Annotated in this window: 19 protein-coding genes and 2 pseudogenes; 4 read left to right on the top strand and 17 right to left on the bottom strand. The window is 58.4% G+C overall.

Features of this window, described 5'->3' with window-relative positions; genetic code table 11:
- Positions 1 to 106 precede the first annotated feature (106 nt).
- Positions 107 to 1,033, top strand: a complete 927-nt coding sequence (locus FIV39_RS02800) for a LysR family transcriptional regulator (protein WP_167361133.1) — start codon at positions 107 to 109, stop codon at positions 1,031 to 1,033.
- Between the two features lie 3 nt (positions 1,034 to 1,036).
- Here FIV39_RS02800 and FIV39_RS02795 read toward each other — a convergent pair whose 3' ends face one another.
- The 3 genes from FIV39_RS02795 to FIV39_RS02785 all read right to left on the bottom strand — a co-directional run bounded on the left by FIV39_RS02795 (position 1,037) and on the right by FIV39_RS02785 (position 3,097).
- On the bottom strand, positions 1,037 to 1,399 hold the full coding sequence (locus FIV39_RS02795; protein ID WP_065938722.1) for a diacylglycerol kinase: 363 nt from the start codon (positions 1,397 to 1,399) through the stop codon (positions 1,037 to 1,039).
- Positions 1,400 to 1,474: 75 nt separating this feature from the next.
- Positions 1,475 to 2,125: a response regulator transcription factor ErdR gene (gene erdR / locus FIV39_RS02790; protein ID WP_090408687.1), complete on the bottom strand. Its 651-nt coding sequence runs from the start codon at positions 2,123 to 2,125 to the stop codon at positions 1,475 to 1,477.
- 252 nt (positions 2,126 to 2,377) lie between these two features.
- Complete coding sequence (locus FIV39_RS02785; RefSeq protein WP_090408693.1) at positions 2,378 to 3,097, bottom strand: tRNA-uridine aminocarboxypropyltransferase; 720 nt, start codon at positions 3,095 to 3,097, stop codon at positions 2,378 to 2,380.
- A gap of 179 nt (positions 3,098 to 3,276) precedes the next feature.
- On the opposite strand from FIV39_RS02785, the gene FIV39_RS02780 reads away from it, so the two are divergent.
- Both FIV39_RS02780 and FIV39_RS02775 read left to right on the top strand, forming a co-directional pair.
- Positions 3,277 to 3,717 carry a PA3611 family quorum-sensing-regulated virulence factor gene (locus FIV39_RS02780; RefSeq protein ID WP_090408696.1) on the top strand — a complete coding sequence of 147 codons (441 nt, stop codon included), beginning with the start codon at positions 3,277 to 3,279 and terminating at the stop codon, positions 3,715 to 3,717.
- 377 nt (positions 3,718 to 4,094) lie between these two features.
- Entirely contained in the window at positions 4,095 to 5,207 is a 1,113-nt protein-coding gene (locus FIV39_RS02775) for an LOG family protein (protein WP_090408698.1), read from the top strand.
- 222 nt (positions 5,208 to 5,429) lie between these two features.
- Here FIV39_RS02775 and recX read toward each other — a convergent pair whose 3' ends face one another.
- From recX to FIV39_RS02725, 10 genes and pseudogenes are all read right to left on the bottom strand, one after another.
- Positions 5,430 to 5,897, bottom strand: coding sequence for a recombination regulator RecX (gene recX, locus FIV39_RS02770; RefSeq protein ID WP_090408701.1), 468 nt, complete (start codon positions 5,895 to 5,897; stop codon positions 5,430 to 5,432).
- Between the two features lie 8 nt (positions 5,898 to 5,905).
- Positions 5,906 to 6,964: a recombinase RecA gene (gene recA, locus FIV39_RS02765; RefSeq protein WP_048720087.1), complete on the bottom strand. Its 1,059-nt coding sequence runs from the start codon at positions 6,962 to 6,964 to the stop codon at positions 5,906 to 5,908.
- An 83-nt stretch (positions 6,965 to 7,047) separates the two neighbouring features.
- Positions 7,048 to 7,548, bottom strand: a complete 501-nt coding sequence (locus FIV39_RS02760) for a CinA family protein (RefSeq protein WP_090408704.1) — start codon at positions 7,546 to 7,548, stop codon at positions 7,048 to 7,050.
- An 80-nt stretch (positions 7,549 to 7,628) separates the two neighbouring features.
- Positions 7,629 to 8,129, bottom strand: a complete 501-nt coding sequence (locus FIV39_RS02755; RefSeq protein WP_090408707.1) for a lysis system i-spanin subunit Rz — start codon at positions 8,127 to 8,129, stop codon at positions 7,629 to 7,631.
- Complete coding sequence (locus FIV39_RS02750) at positions 8,117 to 8,674, bottom strand: glycoside hydrolase family 19 protein (protein WP_090408710.1); 558 nt, start codon at positions 8,672 to 8,674, stop codon at positions 8,117 to 8,119. The genes FIV39_RS02755 and FIV39_RS02750 overlap by 13 nt, the downstream gene beginning before the upstream one ends.
- A 22-nt stretch (positions 8,675 to 8,696) precedes the next feature.
- On the bottom strand, positions 8,697 to 9,707 hold the full coding sequence (locus FIV39_RS02745) for a contractile injection system protein, VgrG/Pvc8 family (protein ID WP_090408715.1): 1,011 nt from the start codon (positions 9,705 to 9,707) through the stop codon (positions 8,697 to 8,699).
- Positions 9,708 to 9,716: 9 nt separating this feature from the next.
- The gene (locus FIV39_RS02740) at positions 9,717 to 9,929 is read right to left on the bottom strand and encodes a tail protein X (RefSeq protein WP_090408718.1); all 213 of its coding nucleotides are present in this window, start codon (positions 9,927 to 9,929) and stop codon (positions 9,717 to 9,719) included.
- Positions 9,922 to 10,305: a phage tail protein gene (locus FIV39_RS02735; protein WP_090408720.1), complete on the bottom strand. Its 384-nt coding sequence runs from the start codon at positions 10,303 to 10,305 to the stop codon at positions 9,922 to 9,924. Before FIV39_RS02735 ends, FIV39_RS02740 begins: the two co-directional genes overlap by 8 nt.
- On the bottom strand, positions 10,305 to 10,673 hold the full coding sequence (locus FIV39_RS02730) for a hypothetical protein (RefSeq protein ID WP_244176416.1): 369 nt from the start codon (positions 10,671 to 10,673) through the stop codon (positions 10,305 to 10,307). Before FIV39_RS02730 ends, FIV39_RS02735 begins: the two co-directional genes overlap by 1 nt.
- A pseudogene (locus tag FIV39_RS02725) lies at positions 10,663 to 10,779 on the bottom strand (chemotaxis protein); the annotation flags it as partial. The gene FIV39_RS02730 and the pseudogene FIV39_RS02725, both read right to left, overlap by 11 nt.
- A gap of 209 nt (positions 10,780 to 10,988) precedes the next feature.
- On the opposite strand from FIV39_RS02725, the gene FIV39_RS02720 reads away from it, so the two are divergent.
- Positions 10,989 to 11,321 carry a hypothetical protein gene (locus FIV39_RS02720; RefSeq protein ID WP_090408723.1) on the top strand — a complete coding sequence of 111 codons (333 nt, stop codon included), beginning with the start codon at positions 10,989 to 10,991 and terminating at the stop codon, positions 11,319 to 11,321.
- 287 nt (positions 11,322 to 11,608) lie between these two features.
- On the opposite strand, the gene FIV39_RS02715 is transcribed toward FIV39_RS02720, so the two are convergent.
- From FIV39_RS02715 to FIV39_RS02700, 4 genes and pseudogenes are all read right to left on the bottom strand, one after another.
- Entirely contained in the window at positions 11,609 to 12,571 is a 963-nt protein-coding gene (locus FIV39_RS02715; RefSeq protein ID WP_090408727.1) for a beta propeller repeat protein, read from the bottom strand.
- A gap of 11 nt (positions 12,572 to 12,582) precedes the next feature.
- On the bottom strand, positions 12,583 to 12,768 hold the full coding sequence (locus FIV39_RS02710) for a Com family DNA-binding transcriptional regulator (RefSeq protein WP_090408730.1): 186 nt from the start codon (positions 12,766 to 12,768) through the stop codon (positions 12,583 to 12,585).
- 373 nt (positions 12,769 to 13,141) lie between these two features.
- A pseudogene (locus FIV39_RS02705) lies at positions 13,142 to 13,319 on the bottom strand (baseplate J/gp47 family protein); the annotation flags it as partial.
- On the bottom strand, positions 13,316 to 13,648 hold the full coding sequence (locus FIV39_RS02700) for a phage baseplate protein (RefSeq protein WP_090408734.1): 333 nt from the start codon (positions 13,646 to 13,648) through the stop codon (positions 13,316 to 13,318). The gene FIV39_RS02700 and the pseudogene FIV39_RS02705, both read right to left, overlap by 4 nt.
- Position 13,649: the final 1 nt, after the last annotated feature.

Here is a 13,649-nt window from a genome sequence, read left to right as displayed (position 1 = left end):
AATGGGTCTGCGCCAAAGATGAAGTGCGCAATTGCACAGCATTCTAATGGCGGCGACAATATCTGTTAACTGGATTATTAAGATAAGGGTTATCGGTTATATCGATATGCGATTTACTCTCCGTCAACTGCAAGTCTTCGTCGCCGTCGCCCAGCAGGAAAGCGTCTCCCGCGCTGCTGGCCTTCTGGCCTTATCTCAATCCGCCGCCAGCACTTCGATTACCGAGCTGGAGCGCCAATCCAGCTGCCAATTATTCGACCGCGCCGGCAAACGCTTGAGTCTCAACGCCTTGGGCCATCAGCTGTTGCCTCAAGCGGTGGCACTGTTGGACCAGGCCAAGGAGATCGAAGACCTGCTCAACGGTAAGTCCGGCTTCGGCTCCCTCGCGGTCGGCGCTACCCTGACCATCGGCAATTACCTGGCCACCCTGCTGATCGGCAGCTTCATGCAGCAGCACCCCGAAAGCCAGGTGAAGCTGCATGTGCAGAACACTGCCAATATCGTGCACCAAGTTGCGCACTACGAAATTGACCTGGGTCTAATCGAAGGCGACTGCAGCCACCCCGATATAGAGGTGCAAACCTGGGTGGAAGATGAGCTGGTGGTGTTTTGCGCGCCTCAGCACCACCTGGCCAAGCGCGGCGTGGCCAGCATGGAAGAGTTGACCCATGAGGCATGGATCCTGCGGGAACAAGGCTCAGGCACGCGCCTGACCTTTGATCAAGCCATGCGCCATCACCGCAGCGCGCTGAATATCCGCCTGGAGCTGGAGCACACCGAGGCGATCAAACGAGCGGTGGAATCGGGTTTGGGGATTGGGTGTATTTCCCGGCTGGCGCTGCGCGATGCATTTCGCCGTGGCAGCCTGGTGCCGGTAGAAACCCCGGACCTGGACCTGGCCCGGCAGTTCTACTTCATTTGGCATAAACAGAAATACCAGACCTCAGCGATGCGCGAGTTCCTGGAGCTGTGCCGCGCCTTCACCGCCGGAGTTCAGCGCAGCGACGAGATCGTGCTGCCGAGCATTGCCTGATCGTTAGATCAGAATCACTGCCCACACCAGTGTGATCATGGTCAGTGCCACGAATTGCGCGGCGCTGCCCATGTCCTTGGCGTTTTTTGACAAGGGATGGCGATCGAGGGAAATACGGTCGATCGCCGCTTCTACCGCCGAATTGAGCAATTCGACGATCAAGGCCAACAGGCACACCGCAATCAGCAGCGCCCGCTCAACACGACTGACGTGCAGGAAAAAGCTCAGCGGGATCAGAATGACGTTCAACAGCACCAGTTGACGGAACGCCGCCTCACCGGTGAAAGCCGCGCGCAGGCCATCCAGCGAGTAGCCCCCTGCATTAAAGATACGTTTGAGACCGGTTTGACCCTTGAAAGGCGACATAGACGTAGGCAACTGAACCAAAGAAGTGGGGAAACTAGATCACGCAAAGTCAAAAAAGCGTGAATCGGTAACAACTTAATGCTGCGAAATTGACTCAAGTTGTTGCAAGAGCAGCGCCGCCTGGGTCCGCGTGCGCACCCCCAGCTTGCGAAAGATCGCGGTGACATGAGCCTTGATGGTCGCCTCCGACACACTCAACTCGTAGGCAATCTGCTTGTTCAGCAAACCTTCGCAGACCATGGTCAGCACGCGAAACTGCTGGGGCGTCAGGCTGGCCAAGCCATCACGGGCGGCCTTGGCTTCGTCGGACACGTTGATGTGTTCAAACGCTTGCGGCGGCCAGGACACATCACCGTCCAACACTGCGCGCACGGCCTTCTGAATATCTTCCATCGCGCTGGACTTTGGAATGAAGCCACTGGCGCCAAACTCCTTGGAACGCACCACCACGTCAGCGTCTTCCTGGGCAGAGACCATCACCACGGGAATCTGCGGGTATTGCCCACGCAGGAGCACCAGCCCCGAGAAGCCGTAGGCGCCAGGCATGTTCAGGTCGAGCAGCACCAGGTCCCAATCGGATTTTTCGGTAAGGCGGGCTTCCAGCTCGGCAATGCTGGCCACTTCAACCAGGCGCACATCCGGGCCAAGGCCCAGGGTCACGGCCTGATGCAGCGCACTGCGAAACAGCGGGTGGTCATCGGCTATCAGGATTTCGTATGTGGCCATTGATTAAATGATCCTGTTTTTTATGGCAGCCCCGATGGGTTCGGGGTTCACCAATACACAAGGCGACGGCCAGGCAGCCATCGCCACAGGGTACGTTCAACGTCAAAAGCACTTGGAACGACGTCGAAAACTCACGGTTGCACCCCAATCGGCGCTCAGCATGCCCAGCGCAGCCTGGGGGGTCAAGCACTACGCCCCTGGGCATTTTAGCGGGGTGCAGGTTTACGGTGCCATCATGCAAACGTCGTCTGGTTATAGCCCAGGTATATAGGGTGCGAGACGAATATGGACGCTGTCGGTCGGGTCCAGCGGCAACTGGAACTTGGCGGCCAGGTAATGGGTGCTGAATACGTCGAGGTAGGCGTCCAGCACTTCGCTTGCAGCGACGTCATCGGCCAGCTCCAGGCACAGCGCGGCGACTTCGGCGGTGCAGAAATGGTCATCGCGCTTGGAGCGGCGCAGTTTGTAGCGCGAGAGCTGCTCAGGCGCCAGGCTCAAGACCGGCAGATGCTCCAGATAGGGACTCTTGCGAAACATCTTGCGCGCTTCGCTCCAGGTGCCATCCAGCAGGATGAACAGCGGGCGCTTGCCTTCTGCCACCGTTACGGCACTGACGACACGCTCGGGCGCCACGAATTCGCCGGGGAACACGATGTAGGGCTGCCACTGCGGGTCAGCGAGCAGGGTGAGCAAATCCGGGTCGACTTCTGTGCGCGACCAGGCGAATGCCGTGGTGTCTTCGATCACGTCGGCGATCAGCCAGCCAGTGTTGCTGGGTTTCATCGGTTCGACATCGTGCATCAGCAGGCACATGGCGGACCTGGCTGCGACCTGGGGGCGCCAGGCGCACAGGCAATACTCGGGAATGACCCGGCAGCCGGGGCAGCGTTCGGCACGGGAGCCTCGATTGACGAAGGGCTTGATCGCGCGTGCCAGGCGCTGGGTACGCAGGCGGGAGACGGCGTGGCTCATCGGATGCGCCGTACAGGAGGGTAGATCGACACGGAGAAAACTCGTGGAAGGCTGAAGTGGCCGCAGTTTACCAGCGATACGCCTGGCTGTAGTGGCAAGGGGTCACCTATAATTGCGCGCCACTGAACGCACAGCGCAGTGGCTGGTCTATGCACCAGTAACCGAATCAGGAGAGTTTCATGCTGCGTTCCATGCTGCGTCTTGCCGCCCCATCCATCGCACTTGCGCTGGTACTGCCCGTGGGCGCCCAGGCGGCCTCGCTGCTGGAGGCCCAAATGAACCGGAAGCTGCAAAGCGTCGCGACTGAAAGCAACAAGGACCTGCCCCGGGAAATCGACGAAAAAACCCTGGAAGTGGCCTACACCGTTGAAGGCATGCAGTTGATCGATCACCTGAGCGTCATGCCCGACCGTGCCGAACAGATGCGCGCCAACCCCAAGGCGGTGTATTTCCAGCTGGGGCAAAGCGTATGCCTGAACAAAGGTTATCGCGAGCTGATGGCCAAGGGCGCAGTGATGCGCTACGAAATCACTGAGAACAAGACCAACCGTCCTGTGGCATCGGTGAAGTTCGTGGAAGCGGATTGCCCGGCACCGGCTGCCGCCAAGAAGAAAAAGTAATCTTCGCTTGCCCTTCGCGCGCTGCTGTCCAGTAGCGCGCACTCCCCCTGCTTCATTTTCCCGCAGGCAGCCAAACTCCCTGCTGAGTGACCAATAAGCGGTTGCCAGCCAAGGGTTTTTCGGCCCATGATCAAGTCATTCCAACCGCCCGTTCACCACGGCTTCCTCGCCGTCCTGTAACATTTTCAGGGCAAAAGAGGGTTGCCCTCCTGCGACTTGCAATGCAAAGGTTTTTAAATCACAAGGAACATACAGAGCCCGTTTGCCGCCTGGCGAACACGTGCAATGCCTTGGGCATGCAGCGACACATGCAGTGTCGCGGCCCCCGGACGAATCTCTCGCCGTTGGCCCAGCCTCTGTGAAGAAGGAGAAGTTGAATGCCTTACGAACCGAATGACCGCCTGCTCCGGCATTTTGAAGAAAACGGCGCCGACCTTACCCAGCAGGTTGAAGCTCAGCTCCAGCAGATAGCCCCCAACAGCCCGAATATTCCCCTGTATCGCGACATGATCCTGACCGTGCTACGCATGGCCCAGGACGACCGCAACCGCTGGAACGCCAAGATCACCCTGCAAGCCATCCGCGAACTGGACCACGCTTTCCGCGTACTCGAACAGTTCAAGGGGCGCCGCAAGGTCACCGTGTTCGGCTCGGCACGCACGCCAGTGGAAAGCCCACTGTACGCCCTGGCCCGCGAGGTAGGTGCAGCACTGGCACGTTCGGACCTAATGGTAATCACCGGTGGCGGCGGCGGCATCATGGCGGCGGCTCACGAAGGGGCAGGCCTGGAACACAGCCTGGGGTTCAACATTACCCTGCCGTTTGAACAGCATGCCAACCCGACTATCGATGGCACCGAGAACCTGCTGTCCTTCCACTTCTTCTTTACCCGCAAGCTGTTCTTCGTCAAGGAAGCCGATGCGCTGGTGCTGTGCCCAGGTGGTTTCGGCACCCTGGATGAAGCCCTGGAAGTATTGACCCTGATCCAGACCGGCAAAAGTCCGCTGGTGCCGGTGGTGTTGCTGGATGCACCGGGTGGCGGTTTCTGGCAGGGCGCCTTGGACTTTATCCGCAGCCAGCTGGAAGCCCATCGTTACATCCTGCCCACTGACCTCAAGCTGGTGCGCCTGGTGTACAGCGCTGAAGAGGCAGTGGAAGAGATCAATCAGTTCTATGCCAACTTTCATTCCACGCGCTGGTTGAAACGTGAGTTTGTGGTGCGCATGAATCACCCGCTCAGCGATCGAGCGCTGGCTCATTTGCAGAGTGAATTTGCCAGCCTGCGGCTGAGTGGGGAGTTCCAGCAGCTCGCCTATACGGGTGAGGAGCATGATGAACCGACGTTCAGCCATTTGACGCGGCTGGTGTTCAACTTCAATGGCCGCGATCAGGGCCGGTTGCGGGAGCTGGTGGATTACATCAACTTGCCGGAGAACTGGGCGCAGGCTCAGGGGAAGACGCAACAGCGGGTAGCGCCGCAGCCGGCGTGAAAGCCAGAAACACAGAATCCAGAAACGCAAAAAGGCCCGCTATTTTCATAGCGGGCCTTTTTTGGGTGCTTCAGTTTTGGTGTTTCAGGGGGGGCCAGGGTGAGGCAATTGGGGCTGCTTCGCAGCCCAGCGCGGGGCAAGCCCGCTCGCCACAACAAGCCAATTCACAACACAACAAGCCCATTCACCACTCACAAGGCCGTTCACGGCACAACAAGGTGCTCAGTCATCCATGTCTCGGCCACTGAGTAAGCGGCTGATCATCTCCATCGAAAAACCGCGATAACTCAAGAAACGCCCCTGCTTCGCACGTTCCCTGGCATCAATGGGAAGGTGACCGGCAAACTTGCGGCGCCAGGTGTCCTCCAGTTGCGACTGCCAACTGATACCGCACTCACGTAGGGCGAGGTCTATATCGGCACGCTGCAAACCGCGCTGGCTCAGCTCTTCACGAATACGCGCAGGGCCGTAGCCGGAACGGGCTCGGTAGGAGACAAAACTTTCGAGGTAACGGGATTCCGAAAGCAGCCCTTCTTCCGTCAAACGGTCAAGGGCAGTTTCGATCATCTCGGGTTCCGCGCCGCGCTGACGCAGTTTACGCGTCAGCTCGACTCGACCATGCTCGCGGCGAGCGAGCAGGTCCATTGCGGTGCGCCGAACGGCGACGAGTGTATCCAGTACAACAGTCATCGTTTGCTTCAGATGTCAGTGTCGGCTTCTTCTACTTCTTCAACAGGCTCACGGTTGGCGGCAGCTTTCACGTCTGGCGCCGGGGTCAGCAGCTTGTCGCGAATCTGCTTCTCAAGCGTGGCAGCGATATCCGGGTTGTCCGCCAGGAACTTGGCCGAGTTGGCCTTGCCCTGACCGATCTTGCTGCCGTTGTACGCATACCAGGCACCGGACTTCTCGACGAAGCCGTGCAGCACACCCAGGTCGATCATCTCGCCGTTCAGGTAGATACCCTTGCCGTAGAGAATCTGGAATTCAGCCTGACGGAAAGGCGGAGCCACTTTGTTCTTCACGACCTTGACGCGGGTTTCGCTACCAACAACCTCGTCACCTTCTTTCACCGCGCCGGTACGGCGGATATCCAGACGGACCGAAGCGTAGAACTTCAGCGCGTTACCACCGGTAGTGGTTTCCGGGCTGCCGAACATCACGCCGATTTTCATACGGATCTGGTTGATGAAGATCACCAGGCAGTTGGCGTTCTTGATGTTACCGGTGATCTTACGCAGCGCCTGGGACATCAGGCGGGCTTGCAGGCCCACGTGCATGTCGCCCATTTCGCCTTCGATCTCAGCCTTGGGTACCAGGGCTGCCACGGAGTCGACCACGATCACGTCGATGGCGTTGGAGCGCACCAGCATGTCGGTGATTTCCAGGGCTTGCTCACCGGTGTCCGGCTGGGACACCAGCAGGTCGTCAACGTTGACGCCCAGCTTACCGGCGTATTCAGGATCCAGAGCGTGCTCGGCGTCGACGAACGCGCACGTGGCGCCCATTTTTTGCGCCTGGGCAATCACCGACAGGGTCAGGGTGGTCTTACCGGAAGATTCAGGGCCATAGATTTCAACGATACGGCCTTTTGGCAGGCCGCCAATGCCGAGCGCGATGTCCAGCCCCAGAGAGCCAGTGGAAATAGCCGGGATCGCCTGACGGTCGTGATCGCCCATACGCATTACGGCACCCTTGCCGAATTGACGTTCGATCTGACCCAGGGCCGCAGCCAAGGCTTTCTTCTTGTTGTCGTCCATTAAAGTCCTCACGTAATCAATAAGGCCTGACGGCCAACACCTGTATAAGTAGACAGTATTGTTCCACAAAGATCAGAGATCGCCTACCCCTGATTTTCTATTTCTGCTGCAGCTCGTCGCAACAAGCCCTCTAAGGCGGCCTTCACCGTTTGTCGGCGGACCTCATCGCGGTTACCAGGGAAGTGCGCAAGCTCGGCCGTGACCTCATCGCCAACACCAAAGGCCAGCCACACAGTACCCACCGGTTTATCCGCCGAACCACCATCCGGCCCCGCCACACCGCTGACCGCCACGGCAAAGCGCGCCAGGCTTTTCTCCTGTGCGCCGCGCACCATGGCCTCCACCACTTCCTGGCTGACGGCCCCAACTTTTGCAAACAGCGTTTCAGGCACATTCAACTGCCGGGTCTTCTGCCGATTGGAATAGGTGACATACCCCGCCTCGAACCAGGCCGAACTCCCCGGGATCCGCGTAATGGCCTCGGCGATACCGCCACCGGTACAGGATTCGGCCGTGGTGACGTGGGCATTGAGCACCTGCAGGCGGCGACCCAGGTCAGCGGCAAGTTGAGTGATTTCCTTCACGGTGGTCTCCAGAAGTGGGCGGGGTTTGCCTACCCTACAGGAGCAAATCGCTCATGCAAGCGACAGACTGGAACAAGAGATTAGCGGGCGACAGCGCGTACATACGCCTGGCAAGCGCGCAGTGCGATCAGTCCTTGATCGCCGGCATCGGTGATGCCGATAATTCGTTGAGCATGCGCCGGGTCAAGTCGGGCTCGCGCGGCTGCATGAACCACGCTGACGGCGGTGGTGGCGGTTGGCATTGCACAGCCACTGGCGGGTTCGGTGGCGTCGAGAAGGACTGACAACCGCACATCAGCAGTGGCCAGGCGGTCGCGCAGAGTAGCCTGGTTATGTTGGGCATCGCTCAACTCCCGAGCATGGTGTTGGTCGCTGACACTGAGCTGTTGCTCCAGGGCCAGCCGTTTGTCTTGTTCAGCCTGTTGTTGATGCAAGGCCGCTTGGCTTTGCTGGCTGAGCGCCTGTGCATGGGCAGAAGCCTGGCGCTCAAGCTGTGCCGCCAACCGCCAGGCCTGTACCTGCCAAGTCACCGCCACCAACAGGCAAACGCCGATCAGTCGATAGGCCGCTAGGAAACGCATAGCACCGCCTTCGCCCGCGCCCACAGCTGCAAGCGGTCCTCCAGCCCATTCAGCCCGCCATTGATACGCCGTGTAATGGTGGTGAACTGGTCCTCGTCGGCCAGTTCATTCAGGCCATTGCTCTGCCAGAACCAGGCGGCCGACTCAGCCGCCCATTGGGGTTGCTCGAGCAACATCGGCTCACGCAACAGACGATCATCACCAAACAACGCCTGACTGCAGGCCAGGTAATTGCGCCGACCGGTGATCTGGATCAGCCCCCGCCCCCGGTACAAAGGACCATCGCCATCCGCTTCGGGGCTATTGCCCAGGCGCGCGGCCGGGCTGCCGGTGTCGTATTTGCTCAGGTAGTGATCGCTGCCCAGCTCCCGCACGTAACGCAGTTCGCCGGATTCGTGGCCGATCTGGGCGAGGAAGGCGGCGATGCGCTTCGCACGGTTAATCTCGAAGCGAACGAAAGCCGCATTCAAGGGCGTTAAAAAAAGGCCCGCTCTAAGGCGGGCATCCGGCATAACGTCAAGCAGTTGAGGAAGTGTTATCACCATTGGTTTTACTCTCGAAAAGTATCTATATCGACAACCCACCCGCCGTGATCGAACTGCGGTATCCCGTCGCCGGGTCGCCGACATGAACCACCTGCTTTATCGACCATCGTCCCTGCATATAGGACGGCCAGCTCTCATCCAGCACTAACAGCCCTTCCGCGGCCAACAATGGATTGCCCGGGCAATCGATCAGCAACTTCAAATTTTCACGCCCCGCACGGCGCAGTTCGCCTTCGGCAACGGCGCGGGCTTCGGCTTCGTTCTGATAGCGTTGGCGCAAGGTTTTGAACGGCGCATTCCCCACCTGGACTACGCGCTGCTTGCCAGCGGAGGCATCCCACCAACTGGCGCGGCAGCCTTCGTATTTCGAGCGGGATTTTTCGTCGAGTTTGGCGGTGATGAAGCTCTGTTCACCGGGGCGGTTGTCATCCGTCACGGACAGCTTCACTTCCGGCAGTAACTGGCCGGAGAGCGACTTGGCTCGCCCGGCTTCGGCCAACACATAGAGTTCGTTAAACGGTTTGGTGACCGCACTATAGAGTCGGGCAAGGCGCGAAATGAACGCCATGTCACTTTCGTTGGACTGGTCGATATGCGTGATCGCAATCCCCTCCAGCGCCGGCGCCACTCGCGGTGAATAGCCGTGACGACTGACCAGTTGGCGAAACAGCGCGCCCAGGGTTGTCGGACCGTAACTGGCGGATCGACGCTGGCGGTAACCCGTTGCATCGACCACGCTGAAGGGCGCTGCGGTGGCCACGATCATCAAGCGCATGGGAAACAGCACCGGGGTGCGTTGGGTGACGACAAACTCGCCTTTTTCCACCAAACCCGACTCCAGGTAACCGACACGCAAGCCAATCTTGCCGTTCAGAGTGGGCAGGCCGTCCAGCCCCTCGATATTGAGGGTCAGCTCCAGCCGGTCAGTCTCAATGCCCGCCGCGTCGGTGTGGCTCCAGCGCATCAGGCGTTGATTGAGCAGCGCCGCGTTGGCGCCATAAAACTCTACGATTGGCGTAAATCCCTGTGCCATGCAGCCTCCTTAATCCCAGGCCAGAAGGGGTCGCACAGCCCCCGGCCGAGCGTGCATTTCAGGCACAATTACCCACACGCCGGCCGGTAGCACCGGGCCATATTCGGCAAGCTCTGGGTTCAGGCGCCAGAGGGTTTCTTCCGCAGCGTCGTCGCAACGGCCCAACTCCCGATAAAGCAAAAGGTTGACCGAATCACCGGCAATACTTCGTACTCTACGCATTGGCGAATTCCTCCAACTCCAGCGTCCAGGCCATGACCATGGCGGTGCCGTCATCGATGACATTGCTCTGGGTTTCCACAATCGAATTGATCCGCCACAAGCCCCAGTTACGGCCGATGCCGTCAACCAGGGGCAACGGCGCCCGCGCATTTTGCAGCGCGCGCAATTCGTCCAGGCGCTGCATGCCTACGCCGTACATGGCCGTGCCGCTGAATGTAAGTTTTTCCAGCTTCTGACCGCTCTGTCGCGACTGCGACTTGCTGGCAATAATCGCCAGGTCACTCCAGCCGCCGTCGCTGGCACGGATCAACGAGGAATAGGCAAATCCTCGGGACAAGCCAAAGATAAAGTCGCCGAGCACCATTTGTTGTCGCATCAGTCACCTCCTGGAGAATCGGCCAGTGCCGCATTGCGTCGGATGCCGAGGGAGTCGGTGACCATCGGCATGCATTGGAACTGCAAGGCTTGGATTACCTGGTTGACGACCTGCTGGGCGTCGGCGGGGTTTACACCGGTGATCTGGATACTCGGGGCGAGGGTGACTTGCACGTTATCCGTGCGCGCCGCGTTGAGTTCCTTTCTCACCGCATTGGGTGCAGGCAGGCGATCCGTTGAGCCGAACAGTTTGTCACCGAGCCAACTGCCTGCCTCGCTGCCGAGCAAACCACCGATTGCGCCACCGACAGCGGTGCTGAGGCCTGAGCCGACGGCGTTTACGCCACCGCTGCGTACGCCTTGAACCACATTGACTTGAAGAGAAATTTCTCAGCCATAACAGACCACCGAGCAGAACAGTGCCGGTACCGCCAAGCCACGCGAACGTGCCTGGCCCCAGGTCGTTAGGATCCATCGCCACTCCATAGAGAAAGGTGGCCGAAGTACGACCTGTACAAATAAGTTAGCCCCAGCACCACTCCCAGCTTGGAGCAATGGGTGTGGTGGAGCCGAAAACGAAAAGGCCCCTACCAATGCAGAGACCTGAAAAGGTAGATTTGGATCGGGTAGAGCGTACCTTCAGCTGGAAAATCTAAATATTTATCCAAGCACAGGAAGAACAACGTGAAGAGAGGGAAAGTTTTCACAGCGCTAACTGTTGTTGCTCTTCTCAATATGCAGGGGTGCGAAACCCATGAGGCGCACGCAGTAAAAATGATTCGGTGCGCCTTGGCGGGGAGCGGTGATCCAAATATTGAACATGTTGTGATAGTAAAGTCGCTGAACACTACCGCTCTTTACATGAAAGAAAGCGGCATGAAGAAAAATCGAGAAGAGTTAGTCGCGATGTTTGAGGGCGTAAAAAACGAAATATTGGGTCCTCCTGGCTCATCGGGAAAGGAGCAAGAAGCCCGAGCAAAGAAATCCTCGATACTAAGTTTTGCACGGATTATCTAAATTCACTGCGGCAGGAGTAGGTTAGCGGTCTTTCCCGACATCAGCCAAAGACAACCCCAGTGTCGACGCCCCAATGCATCGATCTCGCCTGTAATGTCTCGCCCCCCCCCTGGAAGGGGGGTGAGGTCAGGATGCGCGGGCTGCCGGTGTTTTTCCGTAGCGCTGCACTACCGGCTTATCCGCGTCCAGGCATCCCCCGAAAGGCCACCCTGGCTGTGGCGAGCCTGACTCAGAAATGAAAAAGCCCAGCGCGACGGCTGGGCTCTATTACGCAAGGAGATAGAAGATCATGGAGTCCAGTAAGCAATCTTGCCGCTTGCACCAACAGCTACAAAATTGCCGTTGCCGTAGGCGACGCTCCGGATATCGGTTCCTGCGAAAGTGTTGGCTTGCTGAACCCAGCCGATCCCATCCTCGGAAACGGCTGTCTTGCCGCCGTCGCCGACAGCTACATACTTGCCATTACCGTAAGCAATGTCGCGGATGATGGTTCCACCGAAACTGGTATCTCCAACAGCAGTCCAGGTAAGCCCATCGGATGAATATGCCATCTTGCCATCCGCACCAACGATAAACATTTTCCCGTTGCAAAGCTTCATGGAAAGGATGGTGCTAGTGCCGAAGGTGCTGGTTCTGGTCGCGAATGATTGCAGATTACCCGTCGCAATCTTCACAGCGCTAAGCAGCTTCCCATTCGATCCCGCAATCAACACAAAAACGCCAATGACGTTGACGCAGTACACAGTCTCGTCAGAAGTGAAGGTCGTAGTGCGCTCCACCTGGCCTGACCAATCGCCATAACGGGAAAAGACTTTACCGTTAGACCCAACCAGTATCCAGGTCGCGTCGCTGCCGGAAATTGGCTGATAATACACAATGCCTTGCAAGTCTCCGGACGCGCGAACAGTTGCCGTAATGTCTGTCCAAGCCCTTTCCGGGCGTGCTGTGCTGCCATAGGCCACATTGCCGGATTGAGAAAGGGCTTGAAGCTGTGTCCCAAGACCATTCCAGTACAGGTCGTTGAGGACCTTTCCGCTATCAGAGGTGACGACGCCCTTAAGCTTGGTCCACGTTGTACCAGTCGCGCCTCCGCTGACAAGCTGAGTGGTTGTGGGAAGGCCGTTGCCACCAGCCGCATAAAACTTGCCGTCCCCAAAAACCACGCGCCTAAGCATGCCGGTGTTATCCACCGGTTGCACTTGGGTCCAAAGATCTTGCAAGGTTTGAGACGCCGAATTTACGTTTTCCATTTTAAACTCCGTTACTTAGCTGATTTAAGTTCAGGCCTCTGTATTGGGCGTATGGCGCTCATGGGCGATTGCTCGAGGCTCGTGGCCTTCCCATGATTCAACGTCCCGCATCGGGAACATTTGATCTGGAGCTCTGTAAACCCACCCGTACGGGCGAGAAGTCTTTTGCAGTTACCGCATCTGAATTCTTTCAACATCTGCAAGTCCGTTTATTTATCTGCTAGGCTCCGTCCCGCTCGCGCGAGCAGTGAGGGCCCTGGCTGGCTTGCAGGCTAGATCTGCGATCTGGCGTCTCCTTAGGGTGTTAGTGCACCCTCTGGAGTCGCCCTCTCTTTTTTCGATCTCAACAAAAAGCCCTGAACTTGTCGGGGCTTTTTGCTTTCTTCCGGGCACAAAAAATCCGACACAATGGCCGTTTTTTGTGAATCATCATGATCGGCCTCAAGGGCTCGAGTATCTGCAGTTGCGCGCACCGGCGCTGTGGAACGCATAGTCGATCCAACTTGGGTTCACGCGGCCGTCCAAGCAAGGGCAGGAGTCGGCGTAGGTTTGCAGCAGTTGCTGCGCGGCCGCTTGGGTCAGCAGTCCGCTTTCGTTGTCGATTGAGTCTGGCCGCGCTCCGCGGCGCGCGGGTGGCGACGTAGTCGACGACAAACGCCTTGAACTCCGCCAGCAGTGGTTCGAATTCATCGACCGCGATAATCTCCGGCTCCGCCAGTTGGTTCTGGCCTGGGATCAGCATGCTCATGTCACGACCTCGAAGGATTGTTGGCGGTTTTTCCAAGTGCCGGCAAAACGCAGCAATAAACCTGCGCCCTGGCGGGTGGCGACGATGACCTGGGGTTGGAAGTCGGCGATGCCGTTCTGGGTGTTGTAGAACGCTTGCGCGGCGTGGCTTTGGGCGAGGATCAACACGTCGTCGCCGAGGTTCTGGCCGAGCAGTTGCGGGATCATCGAGCCGTACAACGGGCGCTTCTGACGAGTGCCTAAGGGGGTAGTCAGCGCTCGGGTGGCACGCTGTACGAATTGCAGCCAGTCATCGACGGCTGCCCCGGTGTTCCTATCGATTCCGATCATG

This window comes from Pseudomonas grimontii (assembly GCF_007858185.1).
Classification (GTDB): Bacteria; Pseudomonadota; Gammaproteobacteria; order Pseudomonadales; family Pseudomonadaceae; genus Aquipseudomonas; species Aquipseudomonas grimontii.
The sequence above is the reverse complement of the archived record's forward strand: the minus strand, read 5'-3'. Positions and strand labels throughout refer to the sequence as shown.

Coding starts and splice junctions, on each gene's coding strand:
- FIV39_RS02800 (WP_167361133.1), top strand. CDS start 107: ATGCGATTTACTCTCCGTCAACTGCAAGTCTTCGTCGCCGTCGCCCAG.
- FIV39_RS02795 (WP_065938722.1), bottom strand. CDS start 1,399: ATGTCGCCTTTCAAGGGTCAAACCGGTCTCAAACGTATCTTTAATGCA.
- erdR (WP_090408687.1), bottom strand. CDS start 2,125: ATGGCCACATACGAAATCCTGATAGCCGATGACCACCCGCTGTTTCGC.
- FIV39_RS02785 (WP_090408693.1), bottom strand. CDS start 3,097: ATGAGCCACGCCGTCTCCCGCCTGCGTACCCAGCGCCTGGCACGCGCG.
- FIV39_RS02780 (WP_090408696.1), top strand. CDS start 3,277: ATGCTGCGTTCCATGCTGCGTCTTGCCGCCCCATCCATCGCACTTGCG.
- FIV39_RS02775 (WP_090408698.1), top strand. CDS start 4,095: ATGCCTTACGAACCGAATGACCGCCTGCTCCGGCATTTTGAAGAAAAC.
- recX (WP_090408701.1), bottom strand. CDS start 5,897: ATGACTGTTGTACTGGATACACTCGTCGCCGTTCGGCGCACCGCAATG.
- recA (WP_048720087.1), bottom strand. CDS start 6,964: ATGGACGACAACAAGAAGAAAGCCTTGGCTGCGGCCCTGGGTCAGATC.
- FIV39_RS02755 (WP_090408707.1), bottom strand. CDS start 8,129: ATGCGTTTCCTAGCGGCCTATCGACTGATCGGCGTTTGCCTGTTGGTG.
- FIV39_RS02750 (WP_090408710.1), bottom strand. CDS start 8,674: ATGGTGATAACACTTCCTCAACTGCTTGACGTTATGCCGGATGCCCGC.
- FIV39_RS02745 (WP_090408715.1), bottom strand. CDS start 9,707: ATGGCACAGGGATTTACGCCAATCGTAGAGTTTTATGGCGCCAACGCG.
- FIV39_RS02740 (WP_090408718.1), bottom strand. CDS start 9,929: ATGCGTAGAGTACGAAGTATTGCCGGTGATTCGGTCAACCTTTTGCTT.
- FIV39_RS02735 (WP_090408720.1), bottom strand. CDS start 10,305: ATGCGACAACAAATGGTGCTCGGCGACTTTATCTTTGGCTTGTCCCGA.
- FIV39_RS02715 (WP_090408727.1), bottom strand. CDS start 12,571: ATGGAAAACGTAAATTCGGCGTCTCAAACCTTGCAAGATCTTTGGACC.
- FIV39_RS02710 (WP_090408730.1), bottom strand. CDS start 12,768: ATGTTGAAAGAATTCAGATGCGGTAACTGCAAAAGACTTCTCGCCCGT.
- FIV39_RS02700 (WP_090408734.1), bottom strand. CDS start 13,648: ATGATCGGAATCGATAGGAACACCGGGGCAGCCGTCGATGACTGGCTG.